Source organism: Arthrobacter sp. B2a2-09, from assembly GCF_027587375.1.
Classification (GTDB): Bacteria; Actinomycetota; Actinomycetes; order Actinomycetales; family Micrococcaceae; genus Arthrobacter.
Genome location: NZ_JAMXIC010000007.1, coordinates 26,636 through 42,572 on the forward strand (window position 1 = coordinate 26,636; position 15,937 = coordinate 42,572).

Below are 15,937 nucleotides of genomic sequence, written 5' to 3' on the forward strand. Positions count from 1 at the left end.
GTTCCCTGTCCCGCGCTGGTGAAACATCACCGGGCGGGGCGGGGAACTTGGCCATTTTTGAGTGAATCTGAAGGATCGTGAAGTGACCACCAACTCCTTGACCACTTCCCAAGGTGCCGGACGCGCCGGGGACAAGGTCTTCTCCGGAGCCACCCTGGCCGCGGGATGCCTGATCCTCGTGGTTCTCTTCGGCGTCGCCCTTTTCCTTGTAGTCCAGGCCATTCCGGCGCTTGTGGCTCCGGCTGCTGACATCCAGGGCGGCAACGGCTTCTTCGCCTACATTGGGCCGATCGTCGTCGGGACCTTGATTGCCGCCGTCATCGCACTGGTGATCGCTACCCCTGTTGCCATCGGCGTCGCCCTGTTCATCTCGCACTACGCGCCCCGCAGGCTTGCCTCGGGCCTTGGCTACGTGGTGGACCTCCTCGCCGCGATTCCCTCCGTGGTCTATGGCGCATGGGGTGCGGCATTCCTTGCCCCCCAAATCTCGCCCGCCTACGGCTGGCTTGCCAGCAATATGGGCTGGTTGCCGATTTTCCAAGGCCCGGCCTCGGCTACCGGCAAGACCATCCTGACCGCGAGCATCGTACTCTCCGTCATGGTCCTGCCGATCATCACTTCCCTGTCGCGTGAGATCTTCCTGCAGACCCCGAAGCTCCACGAGGAAGCCGCCCTGGCCCTCGGCGCGACGCGTTGGGAAATGATCAAGATGGCTGTTTTGCCGTTCGGGCGACCGGGCATCGTGAGCGCCGTCATGCTGGGCCTCGGCCGTGCACTTGGCGAGACCATGGCCGTAGCCCTGGTCCTGTCCTCAGGCGCCCTGACCGCGAGCCTGATCCAGTCCGGCAACCAGACGATCGCCGCGGAAATCGCCTTGAACTTCCCTGAAGCCAGCGGGCTCAAGGTCAGCACTTTGATCGCAGCCGGCTTGGTATTGTTCGTCATCACCCTGGGTGTCAACATGATTGCACGCTGGATCATCACCAGGCATAAAGAATTCTCGGGAGCCAACTAATGACTGTCACAGCCCCCGTGGCGCGCAAACGCTCTGCACTGACCAAGGGCCAGTTGCCCGCTTTCGCACCGTACGTCGTCCTGGCCGTCGCCTTGGTACTCGGCGCGGCAATCCTTGCGCTGATCGGCTTCAACGCCTTCGGTTGGGGCCTCGTGTCCGCCATCCTCTTCGCGATCGGCCTGGTCGGCTGGAGCGCAGCCGTCGAAGGCGGCCGGAAGGCGAGCGACAAGCTTGCCACGTGCCTGATCGTCGGCTCGTTCCTTGTGGCGTTGCTACCCCTGATTTCGGTGATCTGGACCGTCCTCGTGAACGGCATTCCCGGCATCATCACCCCCGGCTTCCTGACGACATCCATGAACGGCGTCACAGGCGCCCTCGACAACAAGAGCGTCGATGAAGGCACGAAGGTCCTCGGCGGCGTCTACCACGCGCTCTTGGGCACCGTGCAAATCACCCTGCTCGCCACTGTCATCTCGGTTCCGGTGGGCTTGCTAACCGCAATCTACTTGGTGGAATACGGCAACGACCGGGCCCTCGCCCGTGCCATCACCTTCTTCGTCGACGTCATGACCGGTATCCCCTCCATCGTGGCAGGCCTCTTTTCCGCAGCGTTCTTCTTCGCCGTGGTCGGCCCGGGCACCAAGACCGGTGCGGTTGCCGCCGTCGCGCTTTCAGTCTTGATGATCCCGGTGGTGGTTCGCTCCAGCGAGGAAATGCTCAAGATCGTCCCGAACGAGCTCCGTGAGGCTGCTTACGCGCTCGGTGTCCGCAAGTGGCGCACCATCCTCAAGGTGGTCATCCCGACGGCGATTTCCGGCATTGCGTCCGGCGTCACCTTGGCGATCGCCCGAGTGATTGGCGAGACGGCTCCGATCCTGGTCACCGCGGGTTTCGCCACCACCATCAACAACAACGTGTTCGGCGGCTGGATGGCCTCACTGCCTACGTTCATCTACACGCAGATCCTGAACCCGACCTCGCCGTCCAACCCGGACCCGTCGAGCCAGCGGGCATGGGGTGCCGCGCTGGTCCTGATCATCCTGGTGATGCTCCTGAACCTCGGCGCCAGGCTGATCGCCCGGATCTTCGCCCCCAAGGCCGGCCGTTGAGCCCCCAGGCCACCCGCAAACTTCCAACCACAGCACCGAAGGAACACCATGTCTAAGCGGATCGACGTCAAGGATCTGAACGTCTACTACGGCAGCTTCCTGGCCGTTGAAGGCGTCAACATCAACATTGAAGCCAAATCGGTCACGGCGTTCATCGGCCCGTCCGGTTGTGGCAAGTCCACCTTCCTGCGCACCCTGAACCGCATGCACGAAGTGCTGCCCGGTGCGCGCGTTGAAGGCGAAGTCCTGCTCGACGGCGACAACCTCTACGGGCCCGGCGTGGACCCCGTGACGGTGCGCACCCAGGTGGGCATGGTCTTCCAGCGGCCCAACCCGTTCCCCACCATGTCCATCCGCGACAACGTGCTGGCCGGCGTGAAGCTGAACAACCGGAGAATCAGCAAGGGCGCGGCCGACGCACTCGTGGAGAAGTCCCTGCGCGGCGCCAACCTGTGGAACGAGGTCAAGGACCGCCTCGAGAAGCCCGGCTCCGGACTCTCCGGCGGCCAGCAGCAGAGGCTCTGCATTGCCCGCGCCATCGCCGTGGAACCGCAGGTCATCCTCATGGACGAGCCTTGCTCCGCGCTGGACCCCATCTCCACCTTGGCCGTCGAAGACCTCATCAATGAGCTCAAGGACGAGTACACCGTGGTGATCGTGACCCACAACATGCAGCAGGCCGCACGCGTTTCCGACAAGACCGCCTTCTTCAACATCGCCGGCACCGGCAAGCCGGGCAAGCTCATCGAGTTCGCGGACACCACCACCATCTTCAACAACCCGTCCCAGAAGGCCACGGAAGACTACGTCTCCGGCCGGTTCGGATAATCCCCACCGGCTCCCAGCCTTCGCAAGCTCAGGCCGGGGCCCTCGCCGGCGTGGGCCCAACTTCGGAACCCCCATCGATTGCTGAGTAGCGGTCGTTTTGGAGGCTCAAAACGACCGTACTGGAGCAATCGATGCGAATGCCCGACGCCGGCGGTCACCTTCCCAGGTGACTGCCGGCGTCGGGCTTTCGTTTACCTGAACTCAGTGCGACAGCGGCGAGAGCGCCAGCCCAACGATGAACGCCACTGCGGCGGTGACGATCGGCGTCGCGACCCAGAAGCCCAGGATCCGCAGCACCATCCGACGGTTTGTGACGGAAAAGTTCTGGTTGGTTCCTGCGCCGAGCACTGCCGACGTCACAGTGTGCGTGGTGGAAAGCGGCAAATGGAAGCCGATGGCGCCGACGAACAACATCAGCGAGGTCAGGCTCTGGGCGATGAATCCCCGCAGCGGGTCCACCCGCGTCAGCTTGTAACCCAGGGTGTAAGAGATGCGCCAGCCACCACAAAGCGTTCCTGCCGTGAGCATGACGGCAGTCAGCAGGATGACCCAGATTGGGAGGTCGTTGGAGTCGGACACCCCTGCGGCCACAGCGCCCAACAGGATCACCGCTACTGTTCTCTGTCCGTCCTGCAGGCCATGGCCAAACGCGACGGCAGCGGCCGAGACCGACTGTGCATGGCGGAAGCGGCCATGCACAACATCGGGCTGGGTGTAGCGCGCCGCCCACGTGACAGGCCACACGAGAAGGTAAGCGCCAATGAAGGCAATCACGGGGGAAAGCAGCAACGGCAGGACCACTTGCGCCAGCAAGATGCTGTCTACACCGTTGATGGAGCTGCCTCCCATCACTGCGCTTGCAGCTCCAGCCCCCACCAGGCCTCCCACAAGGGCATGGGTCGACGAGAGCGGCACACCGCGCCACCAAGCGTAGATTCCCCAAAGGATGGCGCTACAGAGCCCCGCGGCGAGCATAGTCAGCCCGTTCATTCCCGAGGGGAGAACCACCCACGACTGGCTGAAAATCAGTGCGAAGCCGCCACTGAGCAGCACGCCGGCAAAGTTGAAGACGGCCGCCAACACAACGGCAACGGAAGGAGTGAGGGCACGGGTCCGCACGGAGAGTGCGACGGCGGTGGAGACATCGCGGAAGCCGTTCAGGAATGCGAAGCCAGCCGCCAGCACCACCACAAGGGCGAAGAACGCGACCGCCACCTCATGCTTCCTTGACGATGATGCTGCCTACCTGGGTGGCGACGCGGCGCATGTCCTTGGTGACGTCCACCAGTTGGTTGGCTACGTCGCGGTTCCTCGAAAATTGGGTGGACTTCATATCGCGGAGCATCTCGGCCACCCAGGTCCGGTGGCTGCGCTCCGCACGCTTAGCCAGGCGCAGGACCTCGATCCAGTAGTCCTCGAGTTCGTCCAAATCGTCCAGCTGACGCATGGCATCAACCGTGAGTTCCGCCTGGCGGCTGATGATCTCCAACTGGTCCGCAGCTCGCTTGGGCACCCGGTCCAGTTTGTAGAGGGCTACGAGCTCACCCGCGGCATCCAGCTTTTCCATCGCCTCGTTGAGGAAACGGGAAAGGGCGTACATGTCCTCGCGGGGGAGCGGATTCACGAAACTCGTGCGCATATGGGTCAGCAGGGCGAAATGCAGATCCGTGGATTTCGCCTCGTGTTCGTGCAACTCCTCCACAAGCCGTTCGTGCTCCGCGACAGGGGCTCCGAAGATCTCGGAAAGCGTCCCGGTTGCCTCAAGAATCTGACGAGCCATCTGCGAAAGCAGCTGCAAACCGGCGGGTTCTTGGGGAAAGAGACGCAGCTTCATGTGGCTTCCGGTAGGCGAGGTGGACGGGGACGGAGCGGCGTCTTCGCCGAAAGGCATAAAAATGGTGCCGAACCGGATACGCCTCTCGGCGGTAGGCCGCTCGAAGCGGCTATAAGTTGAAGCCCGGGGGTTTCGCGGTTCGACACCAGTTTCAGTTTTCTACGTCGGCCGAGCTAAGTCAACATTGACAGCTGGCGGTCGGGGTGGTTGTGGCGGCCCCTCACCCTTATATTTCATCTCAGTCCAGCTCACCGAGGCGCCACGCATTGGCCGCGTGCTCGAGATCTTCCGCGGTTTTCACGAGCTGGTGCGAGTTCCGGGTCAGTTTGCTTGCGTGACCTTCGTTGGAATGCTCTGCGCTGTCTGCCAGCGTTGCTTGGCCGAGCGCGACGACGCGGCAAAACGCGGCTGAGCGTTCCAGCGCGACGTCGAAATCCCCGTCGAACGCTCCAGAAAGGATGGCGTCTGCCATCTGCTTCATTTCGTCGGCTCCCGGCGGCTCGGCGGCTCCAGCCACAACATGGGAAACCTGGGCAGTGTCCCGGCCGGCCTTGAAGTACACGGAGATGCGCTCGGAGTTCTGCATGGTGGCCGCGCGCAATGCATAGAGCCGCCACAAGGCGCCGGGCAAGGACCGGGCGGGGCTCTCGGCCCACATTTCGGCGATGGCCTCCAAGCCTTGCTCGTCCGCGAGCTTGACGAGGCGTCTGGTGATCTTCGGATCGTCACTGTCGCGGCCCCGCCGCACGAGGGCCTGGGCGGCAAGGTGCGCGGCTTCGGACACGCGCGCGGGGTCCGCTCCGCCGGCAAACGGCTCGAAGTCAATCGGCGCGAAGGGTTTCGGCTTGTGGTGCCTATTTGCTCCGCCGTACACAGGAGGTCCCGATTGTTCGCTCATGCCCCAACGCTACTCCTGTGTTTTCGCTCGTGCACTCTTGACTGGCGTCTGTTGCGGTGGGTTCCTTCCTGACCTTGTTTGATTCCATAGGTGGCGCGACACGCCGTTGTGGCCGCGCGTCGTCGTCGGGGTTTGGGCCAAAAGAGGTCACGACGGCGCGGGTGCTCGTGGTGTGAAAACGGCCTTGAGCTTGAGGTACAGTATTCATGGCTGTTTCTACAGTCGGCAGGGGCCTTTAGCTCAGTTGGTAGAGCATCGGACTTTTAATCCGTGGGTCGTGGGTTCGATCCCCACAGGGCCCACCCAAAACCCCCGGAACCGCACGGTTCCGGGGGTTTACTTGTGCGTGGCCCACATGGCTGGGTGACGGCCGAGCGGTCCGGCTTGCTGCGACCAGTGCGCGGGGACGCCGTCGATTCGCCCCGGAAGCGGCACGCGTTGTGCCGGCCCCCAGTCGGTGGTGGTTGCTACCAGGGTGAAGTCTTTGGGTGCAGGTACGGCGAGGTGGTCGTCCGGCAGGGTCAACGAGTACAGCAAGTTGGCCGTGCCGATGAGTGAGCCCTGGATGCGGGCCGTCACAGAGTGGGTAAGCCGTCGGGTCAGAGCACGGGCGACGGCCGCGGCCAATAGCCAGCCGGTCGCGTGGTCGAGCGCTTGGACGGGAAGCGGCGTCGGCTCCGCTTGCCCCGTGGCGGTGGCTCCGGCGTCGGCGATCCCACAGCTCATCTGGACCAGGCTGTCGAACCCGCGGCGATTGCGCCACGGGCCATCCCAGCCATACGCGTCCAGGCTGGCGATGATCAGGCCGGGGTTCACGGCGGCCAGGGCCTCGTCGTCGTAACCTAGGCTTTTCAGGGCATCGGCCCGCAGTCCCGACACGAGCACATCGGCACCCGCGAGCAGTTCCTCGAACGTCGCGCGGTCGGTTGAGGCAGTGAGATCCAGGGCGGCCGTACGTTTGCCGAGCGTGGTCTCAGGCAATAGCGACGGCACCTCGTCAAAGCCCGGCGGGTCGATCCGCAGCACGTCCGCACCATAGCCAGCGAGGAACTTGGTGCACACCGGTCCAGCGATCACCCGCGTCAGGTCGAGCACGCGCACCCCGTCGAAGGGCAGTTCTCCGATAGCGTTCGGCGTGCCGACACCGGACAAGCGGCGCTCGACGACGGTCAGCGGAGGCGCGTCCGCGGTCGCCATCCCCGGAGCCGAGGCGAGCCACTGGCCGCGGTTGTGCATGACGGCGGCGCATCCGCCCGCCTCCACGATGGCCGTCTCCAACTCCTCGGAAGGCAACCCGGCCACTGCGGCCTGAACTGTTTCGCGGTCATGGGCGCCCAGCACCCGCTCGACGGCGGCGCGGTGGCTGGCGTAGTTGGTGTGCAGCCTGATCCACGCGTCCGCCGCACGATAGTTGCCGGCGATGGGGTCCCACAGCGGCGGCCGGGTCCAGCCGATGGGGGTGAACAGCCTCTCGGACGCGAACGCTGCGCACGCCGCCCGACTGTCCACCGTCACCGCTGGCTGCTTTGACTGGCGGCGAGCTGCGAGGAACTGCGCCGCGGCCAACGTTGCGACGGCAACCGCTCCCGTCGCAAGTCCTGTCACGTCGAAAGCGGCCGGGAGGACCGCCCGTGGCCCGGTCGTCGTTAGCTGAGTGGCTGGCCAATCGGCACTGCCGTCATCGGCGCCGATTGCGTGCCACACACGGGAGGTCACATCAGCGAAGCTGTCGTTCACACTCACCATTCTGGACGGGCCTCCATGGACGAGCAACGGTAGCCGGATCTGACTCTTCCTGCCCAAGTACGGCTTCGCCTGCCAGACTGTTCTTCATGCATGCGCTTTTGGACGGACTCCTGAACACCAGCCCGCTCGTGATTGCGTGCATCGTTTTCGCCCTCGTGTTCGCTGAGGATGCAATCTTTGTGGGCTTTGTGATCCCCGGTGAAACGGCAGCCGTGGTTGGCGGGGTGATTGCGAGCCGTGGGCTTTTCGAACTTTGGGCCATGATCGCCATTGTGGTGGCTGCCGCGATCACGGGAGACACCGTGGGCTACGAAATAGGCAAGCACTTCGGTCCGCGGGTGATGGCCTTGAAAATCCTGGACAAAAGACGCGCCCAATTGCAGAAGGCCGAAGACTTCCTCAAAGACAAAGGTGGCGTCGCGGTGTTCCTGGGCAGGTTTACAGCCTTCTTTCGCGCCGTCATGCCCGCGCTCGCCGGACTCAGCCGAATGCCCTACCGGCGCTTCGCGTTCTGGAACTTCAGCGGCGGCATTATCTGGGGCTCCTTGTTCGTGACGCTCGGCTTTGTGGCCGGAAATTCCTACGAAGAAGTGGCGCGCGTGGTGGGCCGGGGTGCCGCGGCTGTGGTGGCAGTAATTGTGGTGGCGATTCTGGTTGTCTGGCAGGTCAGGAAGCACCGCGCCAAGAAGGCCTGACCTTCCGGTGCCGCGGAAATAAGGCGGAAACCTGGTCGGCTTAGGCTGGTCACAATTCGTTCGGAAGGGGCGGTGAAGGATCGAACTGGATATGTCTGACGTTTGGCGTTATAACCGTAGTAGCTGCCCCGACGTCCTCGGCTTATCTGAGCCTCGAGTGATCTGATGTCCGCTTCTGCAGCACACAACTTTAAGGAGAACCGATGCATCTTTTGCCCCGTGAGCAGGAAAAGCTCATGATCGTGGTCGCGGCCGACCTCGCCCGCCGTCGGCAATCCCGCGGTCTTAAGCTCAACTTCCCCGAAGCCGTGGCGATCATCAGTTACGAACTGATTGAGGGCGCCCGCGACGGGAAAACCGTCGCTGAACTGATGAGCTACGGGACCACCCTGCTTCGCCGTGAGGATGTCATGGAGGGCGTGCCCGAGATGATCCATGACGTCCAGATTGAGGCCACTTTCCCTGACGGCACCAAGCTCGTCACCGTCCACGATCCGATCCGCTAGGAGGCCAATATGATTCCCGGTGAGTACCGTCTCCAAGCAGAGCCCATTGCTTGCAACAGCGGACGCGAGGCAATCGCCGTCGAAGTCGTCAACCGTGGCGACCGCCCCGTCCAGGTGGGTTCGCACTACCATTTTGCCGAATCGAATCCAGCGCTCGATTTTGACCGCGAAGCCGCTTACGGCCGCCGCCTGGACATCCCCGCCGGAACGGCCGCACGCTTCGAGCCCGGCGACTCCAAGACCGTCAAGCTCGTCGCCCTTGCTGGCAACCGCGAAGTCTACGGCCTGCGGAACGCCGTCAACGGTCCCCTTGACGCGGACGCCGGAAAGAACGACGGCGGTGCTGCCGCCGGCACCGAAGGGCCCGGAGCCAGCAAGGAAGGGACAGCCCAGTGAGCTTTGAAATTTCGCGCAAGCAGTACGCAGACCTCTACGGCCCGACGACGGGCGACTCCATCCGCTTGGCGGACACCGAACTTTTCCTCGAGATCGAGAAGGACTACACGGTCTACGGCGAAGAGGTCATGTTCGGCGGCGGCAAAGTGGTCCGCGACGGCATGGGGCAGAACGGCCAAGTGACCCGCGACGGCCGCCTGCCTGAATCCAACGCAGCATCGGTCCAGACGCTCGACGTCCCGGACACCGTCATTTCGAACGTAGTGGTCCTCGACTACACCGGAATCTACAAGGCCGACGTGGCGCTCAAAGACGGCCACATCTTCAAGATCGGCAAAGCCGGCAACCCGCAGATTTCCGACGGCGTGGACATCGTGATCGGGGCCAGCACCGAGATGATCGCGGGTGAAGGCAAGATCCTCACCGCAGGCGGTGTGGACACCCACATCCACTACATTTCCCCGGACCAAGTCCCCACGGCCCTGTGCAGCGGGGTCACCACCATGGTGGGCGGCGGCACAGGACCGGCCGAAGGTACCAAGGCCACCACCATCACGCCCGGCAAATGGCACATTTCGCGGATGCTGCAAGCGGCGGAGGGGCTCCCGATCAATATCGGCCTCCTCGGAAAAGGCCACGCCTCTGCCATCGAACCGCTCGCTGAACAAATCCGCGCAGGAGCAGTAGGCCTCAAAGTCCACGAGGACTGGGGTGCCACGACGTCGTCCATCGACATGTCCCTGCGCGTAGCCGATGAATACGACGTGCAGGTAGCCATCCACACGGACACCATCAACGAGTGCGGATTCGTGGAGGACACCATCAAGGCCATTGACGGCCGGGTAATCCACACCTTCCACACCGAAGGCGCCGGCGGTGGGCACGCTCCGGACATCATCAAAATCGCCGGACTGCCCAATGTGCTCCCGGCATCCACCAACCCGACGCTCCCGTACACGCGGAACACCATCGAAGAGCACCTGGACATGCTCATGGTGTGCCACCACCTCAATCCGGACATCCCGGAAGACGTGGCGTTCGCCGATTCCCGCATCCGGGCCGAAACCATCGCGGCCGAAGACGTGCTCCAGGACCTGGGCATCTTCTCCATGACCTCCTCGGATTCCCAGGCCATGGGCCGCGTCGGCGAAGTCGTCATCCGCACCTGGCAAGTGGCCGACGCCATGAAGCGGCAGCGGGGCGTGCTCAAGGACGCGTCAGGTGCAAGCCACGGCGCTGCAAACGGCTTGGGCGAGGAAAGCGACAACTTCAGGATCAAGCGCTACGTCTCCAAATACACCATCAACCCCGCGATCGCGCAGGGCATGGCAGACTCCATCGGCTCCGTGGAAGTGGGCAAGTTCGCCGACCTCGTCCTCTGGAACCCGGCCTTCTTCGGCGTGAAGCCGGAACTGGTCCTTAAAGGCGGCCAGATTGCCTACGCACTCATGGGCGATTCCAACGGCTCCATCCCCACACCGCAGCCACGCACCATGCGCCCGATGTTCGCCACCCACGGCAAGGCGCTGCAGCAGTCGTCCATCACCTTCCTCTCCAAGGCGGCCATCGACGCCGGCGTCCCGGAGGAGCTTGGCCTGGAACGCGTCATCCGGCCGGTATCCGGCATCCGGAACCTGAGCAAAGCGGACCTCAAGTTCAACGGCGAGACGCCCGATATCGCCGTCGACCCCGAAACCTACAAAGTGACGGTCGACGGCGAAGACGTCACCTGCGAGCCCTCCGACGTGCTGCCCATGGCCCAGCGCTACTTCCTTTTCTAGATCGCCGGAGGAGAACCACATGATCATCGAAAAGATCCTGGGCAACCTGTACGAACTGCCTGATCCCGAAAAGTACGCCGGCCTCCACAAGGAGAAGGTCGTGCTGCCGAGTGCCCAACTGGTCAAACGCATCCAGCGCGTCACCACGGACCACGGGAAAGAGTTCGGCATTCGCCTCCCGCCCGGCTCCGGAGACCTGCGCGACGGCGACATCCTCGCCGTCGAGGATGCAAACCTGATCGTGGTGTCTGTGCTGCCGAGCGACGTCTTGGTCATCGCCGCCCGCAGCATCTACGAAATGGGTGTAGTGGCCCACTCCCTGGGCAACCGGCACCTGCAGGCCCAATTTTTCGACGCCTCGTCCGAATACGGGGCCGAAGTCATGGTGTGCCAGTACGACCACACGGTCGAGGATTACCTCAAACACGTCGGTGTGCCTTACGACCGTCAGGAACGCGTAATGCCGGTGCCTTTCCGCCATGCTGAACACACGCACTAGTCTCATTGGCCGTGGCGTGCGGTCGGGTTGGGGCGCCGCCCCGGATTTGGGGCCGTGCCCGTCCCCAGCCGCTCCCAACCCTCGCAAGCTCGGGTCGGGGCCCTCGCGGCAGTGGGCCCCCCGTGGTGCCCTCCACACCGCGGCCCCCAAATCCGGGTCGGCTGTTCGCGACGTCACCTTCGGGAGGCAACAGTGAGTTCTTGTCAGCTTGCACTTCAGCAGCTCACTGATTCCGCGTTGCCTACCGGGGCTTTTGCGCATTCTCTTGGATTTGAGACCTACATCGAGCGTGGGGTCGTTTCTGATGAGGGGAGTTTTGGGGTCTGGCTGTCTGCATTCATTTCACAGCAGTTGACCTATTCCGATGGCTTGGCCATTCGGTTCCTTTTTGAGGGGGCGGATTTGGGGGAGTTGGATGTTCATTTGAGTGCCCAGCTCTTGCCTCGGCAGTTGCGGGAGGCCAGTACCAAGATGGGCGGGCGGCTGATCGAGATCGGGACCGAGGTCTTTCCGTCGGCCGAGCTCGAGGCGTACCGGGCTCTCGTGACCACGGGCCGGGCTGCCGGTCATCAGCCGCTGGCGTTCGCCGTCGTCGCGCGCTCGCTGGGCGTGCCGTTCGAAGAAGCGCTCGGCGCGTACCTTTTCGCGGCGGTCACGTCCCTGACGCAGAACGCCGTGCGTGCCATCCCGCTCGGCCAGAACTCCGGGCAGCGGCTCCTGCGCAAAGCGCACGACGACGTCGCTGCCGCCGTCGAACATGTCCAGCACCTCAGCTGGGACGACTTCGGAGCCGTCAGCCCCGGGCTGGAAATTTCGCAGATGCGGCACGAATGGCAACGTGCGCGCATGTTCATGAGCTAGAACCATAGGAGGACACATGTCTGAACCCATCAAGATCGGCATCGGCGGCCCGGTAGGTGCTGGCAAAACGCAGCTCGTGGAGCGCCTGACCCGCCACATGAGCAGGGAAATCTCCATGGCCGCCATCACCAACGACATCTACACGATCGAAGACGCCAAAATCCTTGCAGCCAACGGCATTCTGCCCGAGGACCGCATCATCGGCGTCGAAACCGGCGGCTGCCCGCACACCGCCATCCGCGAAGATACTTCCATGAACACGGCGGCCATCGAGGAACTCAAGAAACGGCACCCCGACCTGCAGGTCATCTTCGTCGAATCCGGCGGCGACAACCTCTCCGCCACGTTCAGCCCCGAACTCGTCGACTTCTCGATCTACATCATCGACGTTGCCCAGGGAGAGAAAATCCCCCGCAAAGCCGGCCAAGGCATGATCAAATCCGACCTCTTCATCATCAACAAGACCGACCTCGCCCCCTTCGTCGGGGCTGACCTCTCCGTCATGGAACACGACTCCAAGGAATTCCGCGGCGACAAGCCGTTCTGCTTCACGAACCTGAAGACGGACGAAGGGCTAGACAAGGTCATCGCATGGATGCGGCACGACGTCCTAATGCTCGACCTGGCGCAATGAGCACGACGGCGGTCGAGGGGAGCCCGGTCGGTGACCTGACCGCTGAGGCGGCGAAGCCGGGTTTGGGGGCCGCGGCGTGGCGGGCACCGCGAGGGGCCCACGGCGGCGAGGGCCCCGACTCGAGCTTGCGAGAGTTGGGAGCGGCTGGGGACGGGCACGGCCCCAAATCCGGCGGAGCCGTCGGAGGTGACCTGGCACCCTCAAAGGCGCCGATGGGCGAACTGCAGTTGCGCGTAGCCGAGCGCGCCGGTCGTTCCGTGGCCGTGCGACAGTTTCATCGGGGTGCCTTGCGGGTTTTGAGGCCGCATTACTTGGATCAGAGCGGGCAGGTTTGTTATGTCATGGTCAATCCGGGCGGGGCGTATTTGGGGGCGGATCTCTATGTTGTGGATGTGGAGGTCGAGCCTGGGGCTTCGTTGCTTTTGACGACTCAGTCGGCCACGAAGATTTATCGGACTCCGGGATCGTTTGCTGAGCAGCGGATGACTATTCGCCTGGGGGAGGGCGCGGAACTGGAGTTGGCTCCTGACCAGCTCATCGCCTACCGGGAGGCCAGCTATCGGCAGAATACCCACATCACTGTGCGTCCGACGTCGAGCCTCATCATGGCGGAAGTCATCACTCCTGGCTGGTCGCCGGACGGCGCCTCCTTCAAGTACCGGGAACTCCGGCTTTGCAACGAGATCCAGGTGGAAAGCGACGACGGCGCGGCGCTGCTTGCGCTCGACAACCTCCTGATCCGGCCGGCCCTGGGCGATGTGACCGGAACGGGCTTCATGGAGGGCTACAGCCACCTCGGTTCGCTGATTGTGGTGGATCCGCGGGTTGATCAGGCGCTCGCCGATGAACTGAACCGGCTGACGGCGGGGTATGAGGCGTACTCGGGCTTATCGCTGACCCGAACCCTTGGAGGCACAACGGGCTTGATCCTACGGTCCCTCTCGAACAGCACCGAGGAACTGAATCGATTGCTTGGTGCCTGTACCGGCCTTCTGCGCGAACGCTGGTACGGCAGGGCGCCGCTGGATCTAAGGAAATACTGATGACCTCACTGGCGGAGCTCGCCTCGATGTACCGCCGGCGCGAGCATCTCCCGATGAAGTCGCGCCTCGCGTTCATGTTCGGTTCCGTCGTCCTCCTGCACCTTGCCGCCGTCGTACTCCTGCTGGCGGGTGGCGCCGGTGGCGGGCAGCCGCTGGCGCTGGGCCTCGTGCTGACGGCCTATGTGGCCGGTATCAAGCACAGCTACGACTGGGACCACATCGCCGCGATCGACAATTCCACACGAAAATTCGTGGCTCAGCGCAAGGATCCCGTGAGTGTCGGATTCGCCTTCAGCCTGGGCCACAGCTCCGTGGTAATCCTGGCCGGTGTGATGGTGGTCGGCGGCGCGAGGCTGGTGGGCCAGCTCATGGAGGACGGCACCACCGGGCACCTCGTGCTGGGGCTGATCGGCAGCGGCGTCTCCGGGATTTTCCTCCTGGCCATGGGCATCTTCAACGGGTCTGCGTTCCTCCGCACGATGCAGCTGTACCGCGCAGCCCAGGCTGGCGGCGCAATCGCCGTCGAAGACCTCGAAACCAAAGGGTTCATCGCGCGGCTCTTGGCCAAGCCGCTGTCCAGGGTCCAGCGTCCGCGTAACATCTACGTGATCGGGTTCTTGTTCGGGCTCGGCTTCGACACCGCCACCACTATCGGGCTGCTGGTGCTCACGACGGCGGCGTCGCTCGCGGGAGTGTCTGTGCTCGCCCTCCTGGCGTTGCCGCTGGCCTTCACCGCGGCCATGACCCTCTGCGATTCCATCAACGGCGTGGCCATGATGCGCTTGTACAAGTCCGCCATCCATGATCCGCAGCGCAAGCTTGGATTCAACGCCATCATCACCGGCATCTCGGCGTTCTCGGCGCTGTTCATCTCGGTCATCACGCTTGGCGGCTTCCTCAACGCGGCCTTCGGGCTGAGCGATCCTGTCACCACCTGGCTGGGCGAAATAGACCTCGGCGACGCCGGACTGGCGCTGATTGCACTGTTTGCCGTCGTGTGGGTGGTCGCGGCCGTCCGGATGCGCGCGGCACGGTCCCGCTAGTCGGGCTGGAGCCATTCCAAGAGCCGATCCAACGGCCACGTCGTGATGATCCGATCGGCGGGTACGCCGTTGGCTTCAGCCCGCTCCGCTCCGTACTGCAGGAAGTCGAGCTGGCCGGGGGCATGGGCGTCGCTGTCGATGCTGAAGAGGCAGCCAGCGTCGAGGGCAATCTGAATCAATTCGTCCGGCGGGTCCTGGCGTTCCGGCCTCGAATTGATCTCGACCGCAACAGAGTGTTCCGCGCACGACGAGAACACCTTTTCGGCGTCGAACTCCGATGGAGGCCTTGTTCCGCGAGATCCCGTGACCAATCGGCCGGTGCAGTGCCCGAGGACGTTCGTGTGCGGGTTTTCGATGGCGGCGAGCATGCGCCGTGTCATGGACCGTTTGTCGGATCGGAGCTTCGAGTGGACGCTGGCAACCACAACGTCCAGTTGACTCAGCAGTTCCGTGGACTGGTCCAACTCGCCGTCTTCAAGAATGTCCACTTCGATGCCGGCCAACAGCCGAAAACCGGGATCCTGGCCGTATCCGTCGTTGATCCCATCTACAACGGTGAGTTGCTCCATCAAACGCTCGGGGCTGAGCCCGTTGGCGATGGCGAGGTTGGGGGAATGATCGGTTAACGCGATATATTCTCGGCCGAGTATACGAGCCGCATCGGCCATAACCTCGATCGGTGAGCCGCCATCCGACCAGTTGCTGTGGCTGTGCAGATCGCCACGGAGTTCGGCGTGCAGCCTGTGTCCACCGTCGACCAAGGGTTCGGCGCCGCGACGGCGGAGGTTCTCAAGGTAGTCCGGAACAGCGCCGCTCAGGGCCTGGCTGATCACTTCGAAGGTCCGGCTGCCGATTCCTTTGGTTCGTTTGAGGCGGCCATCCTTCGCGCGGGCAGCCAGTTCCTCTTGGCTCACGCCGGCGATGATGCCCGCAGCCCGGCGGAACGCCTGGACCTTGAAGCTGTCCGCGAGTTCCCGTTCCAGCCAGAAGGCGGTTTCGTTGAGCGCGTCTACGGCGTCCATAGCTCAATCATGTACCACGCCGCGCTC

Annotated in this window: 17 protein-coding genes and 1 tRNA gene; 13 read left to right on the plus strand and 5 right to left on the minus strand. The window is 63.6% G+C overall.

All coding sequences use genetic code 11. From position 1 onward, the window contains the following. The first annotated feature begins 82 nt into the window (after positions 1-82). The 3 genes from pstC to pstB are packed head-to-tail and all read left to right on the plus strand — an operon-like array spanning position 83 to position 2,952. Positions 83-1,015, plus strand: a complete 933-nt coding sequence (gene pstC, locus NFJ07_RS09810; protein ID WP_269993976.1) for a phosphate ABC transporter permease subunit PstC — start codon at positions 83-85, stop codon at positions 1,013-1,015. Beyond that, a complete protein-coding gene (gene pstA / locus NFJ07_RS09815; protein WP_269993978.1) occupies positions 1,015-2,124 on the plus strand; it encodes a phosphate ABC transporter permease PstA in 1,110 nt (369 codons plus the stop codon). The genes pstC and pstA overlap by 1 nt, the downstream gene beginning before the upstream one ends. A gap of 48 nt (positions 2,125-2,172) precedes the next feature. Beyond that, the gene (gene pstB, locus NFJ07_RS09820; RefSeq protein ID WP_234753921.1) at positions 2,173-2,952 is read left to right on the plus strand and encodes a phosphate ABC transporter ATP-binding protein PstB; all 780 of its coding nucleotides are present in this window, start codon (positions 2,173-2,175) and stop codon (positions 2,950-2,952) included. A 201-nt stretch (positions 2,953-3,153) separates the two neighbouring features. On the opposite strand, the gene NFJ07_RS09825 is transcribed toward pstB, so the two are convergent. The 3 genes from NFJ07_RS09825 to NFJ07_RS09835 all read right to left on the minus strand — a co-directional run bounded on the left by NFJ07_RS09825 (position 3,154) and on the right by NFJ07_RS09835 (position 5,684). Next, positions 3,154-4,167 (minus strand): inorganic phosphate transporter, encoded by a 1,014-nt coding sequence (locus tag NFJ07_RS09825; protein ID WP_269993979.1) that lies wholly within the window; start codon positions 4,165-4,167, stop codon positions 3,154-3,156. 1 nt (position 4,168) lies between these two features. After that, complete coding sequence (locus tag NFJ07_RS09830) at positions 4,169-4,786, minus strand: DUF47 domain-containing protein (RefSeq protein ID WP_269994243.1); 618 nt, start codon at positions 4,784-4,786, stop codon at positions 4,169-4,171. Between the two features lie 238 nt (positions 4,787-5,024). Further along, complete coding sequence (locus NFJ07_RS09835) at positions 5,025-5,684, minus strand: hypothetical protein (protein WP_265980649.1); 660 nt, start codon at positions 5,682-5,684, stop codon at positions 5,025-5,027. Positions 5,685-5,913: 229 nt separating this feature from the next. Between NFJ07_RS09835 and NFJ07_RS09840 the strand changes: the two genes are divergently transcribed. Continuing rightward, positions 5,914-5,986: transfer RNA gene (locus NFJ07_RS09840), tRNA-Lys, on the plus strand. 34 nt (positions 5,987-6,020) lie between these two features. Here NFJ07_RS09840 and NFJ07_RS09845 read toward each other — a convergent pair. Continuing rightward, positions 6,021-7,421 (minus strand): CoA transferase, encoded by a 1,401-nt coding sequence (locus NFJ07_RS09845; RefSeq protein ID WP_269993982.1) that lies wholly within the window; start codon positions 7,419-7,421, stop codon positions 6,021-6,023. 95 nt (positions 7,422-7,516) lie between these two features. Between NFJ07_RS09845 and NFJ07_RS09850 the strand changes: the two genes are divergently transcribed. From NFJ07_RS09850 to NFJ07_RS09890, 9 genes are all read left to right on the plus strand, one after another. Next, positions 7,517-8,125, plus strand: a complete 609-nt coding sequence (locus tag NFJ07_RS09850; RefSeq protein WP_269993983.1) for a DedA family protein — start codon at positions 7,517-7,519, stop codon at positions 8,123-8,125. A 203-nt stretch (positions 8,126-8,328) separates the two neighbouring features. Continuing rightward, entirely contained in the window at positions 8,329-8,631 is a 303-nt protein-coding gene (locus tag NFJ07_RS09855) for an urease subunit gamma (protein WP_078106942.1), read from the plus strand. 9 nt (positions 8,632-8,640) lie between these two features. Then, positions 8,641-9,027 carry an urease subunit beta gene (locus NFJ07_RS09860; RefSeq protein WP_269993986.1) on the plus strand — a complete coding sequence of 129 codons (387 nt, stop codon included), beginning with the start codon at positions 8,641-8,643 and terminating at the stop codon, positions 9,025-9,027. Further along, positions 9,024-10,808 carry an urease subunit alpha gene (gene ureC / locus NFJ07_RS09865; protein ID WP_269993988.1) on the plus strand — a complete coding sequence of 595 codons (1,785 nt, stop codon included), beginning with the start codon at positions 9,024-9,026 and terminating at the stop codon, positions 10,806-10,808. Before NFJ07_RS09860 ends, ureC begins: the two co-directional genes overlap by 4 nt. A gap of 19 nt (positions 10,809-10,827) precedes the next feature. Continuing rightward, the gene (gene ureE, locus NFJ07_RS09870) at positions 10,828-11,307 is read left to right on the plus strand and encodes an urease accessory protein UreE (protein WP_269993989.1); all 480 of its coding nucleotides are present in this window, start codon (positions 10,828-10,830) and stop codon (positions 11,305-11,307) included. A 192-nt stretch (positions 11,308-11,499) separates the two neighbouring features. Beyond that, the gene (locus NFJ07_RS09875; protein WP_269993990.1) at positions 11,500-12,168 is read left to right on the plus strand and encodes an urease accessory protein UreF; all 669 of its coding nucleotides are present in this window, start codon (positions 11,500-11,502) and stop codon (positions 12,166-12,168) included. A gap of 16 nt (positions 12,169-12,184) precedes the next feature. After that, positions 12,185-12,802, plus strand: a complete 618-nt coding sequence (ureG, locus tag NFJ07_RS09880; RefSeq protein WP_269993992.1) for an urease accessory protein UreG — start codon at positions 12,185-12,187, stop codon at positions 12,800-12,802. Between the two features lie 212 nt (positions 12,803-13,014). Continuing rightward, positions 13,015-13,845: an urease accessory protein UreD gene (locus NFJ07_RS09885; protein ID WP_269994245.1), complete on the plus strand. Its 831-nt coding sequence runs from the start codon at positions 13,015-13,017 to the stop codon at positions 13,843-13,845. Beyond that, on the plus strand, positions 13,845-14,888 hold the full coding sequence (locus NFJ07_RS09890) for a HoxN/HupN/NixA family nickel/cobalt transporter (protein ID WP_269993994.1): 1,044 nt from the start codon (positions 13,845-13,847) through the stop codon (positions 14,886-14,888). Before NFJ07_RS09885 ends, NFJ07_RS09890 begins: the two co-directional genes overlap by 1 nt. On the opposite strand, the gene NFJ07_RS09895 is transcribed toward NFJ07_RS09890, so the two are convergent. Continuing rightward, complete coding sequence (locus NFJ07_RS09895; RefSeq protein ID WP_269993995.1) at positions 14,885-15,910, minus strand: PHP domain-containing protein; 1,026 nt, start codon at positions 15,908-15,910, stop codon at positions 14,885-14,887. The two genes, NFJ07_RS09890 and NFJ07_RS09895, sit on opposite strands and share 4 nt — an antisense overlap. Positions 15,911-15,937: the final 27 nt, after the last annotated feature.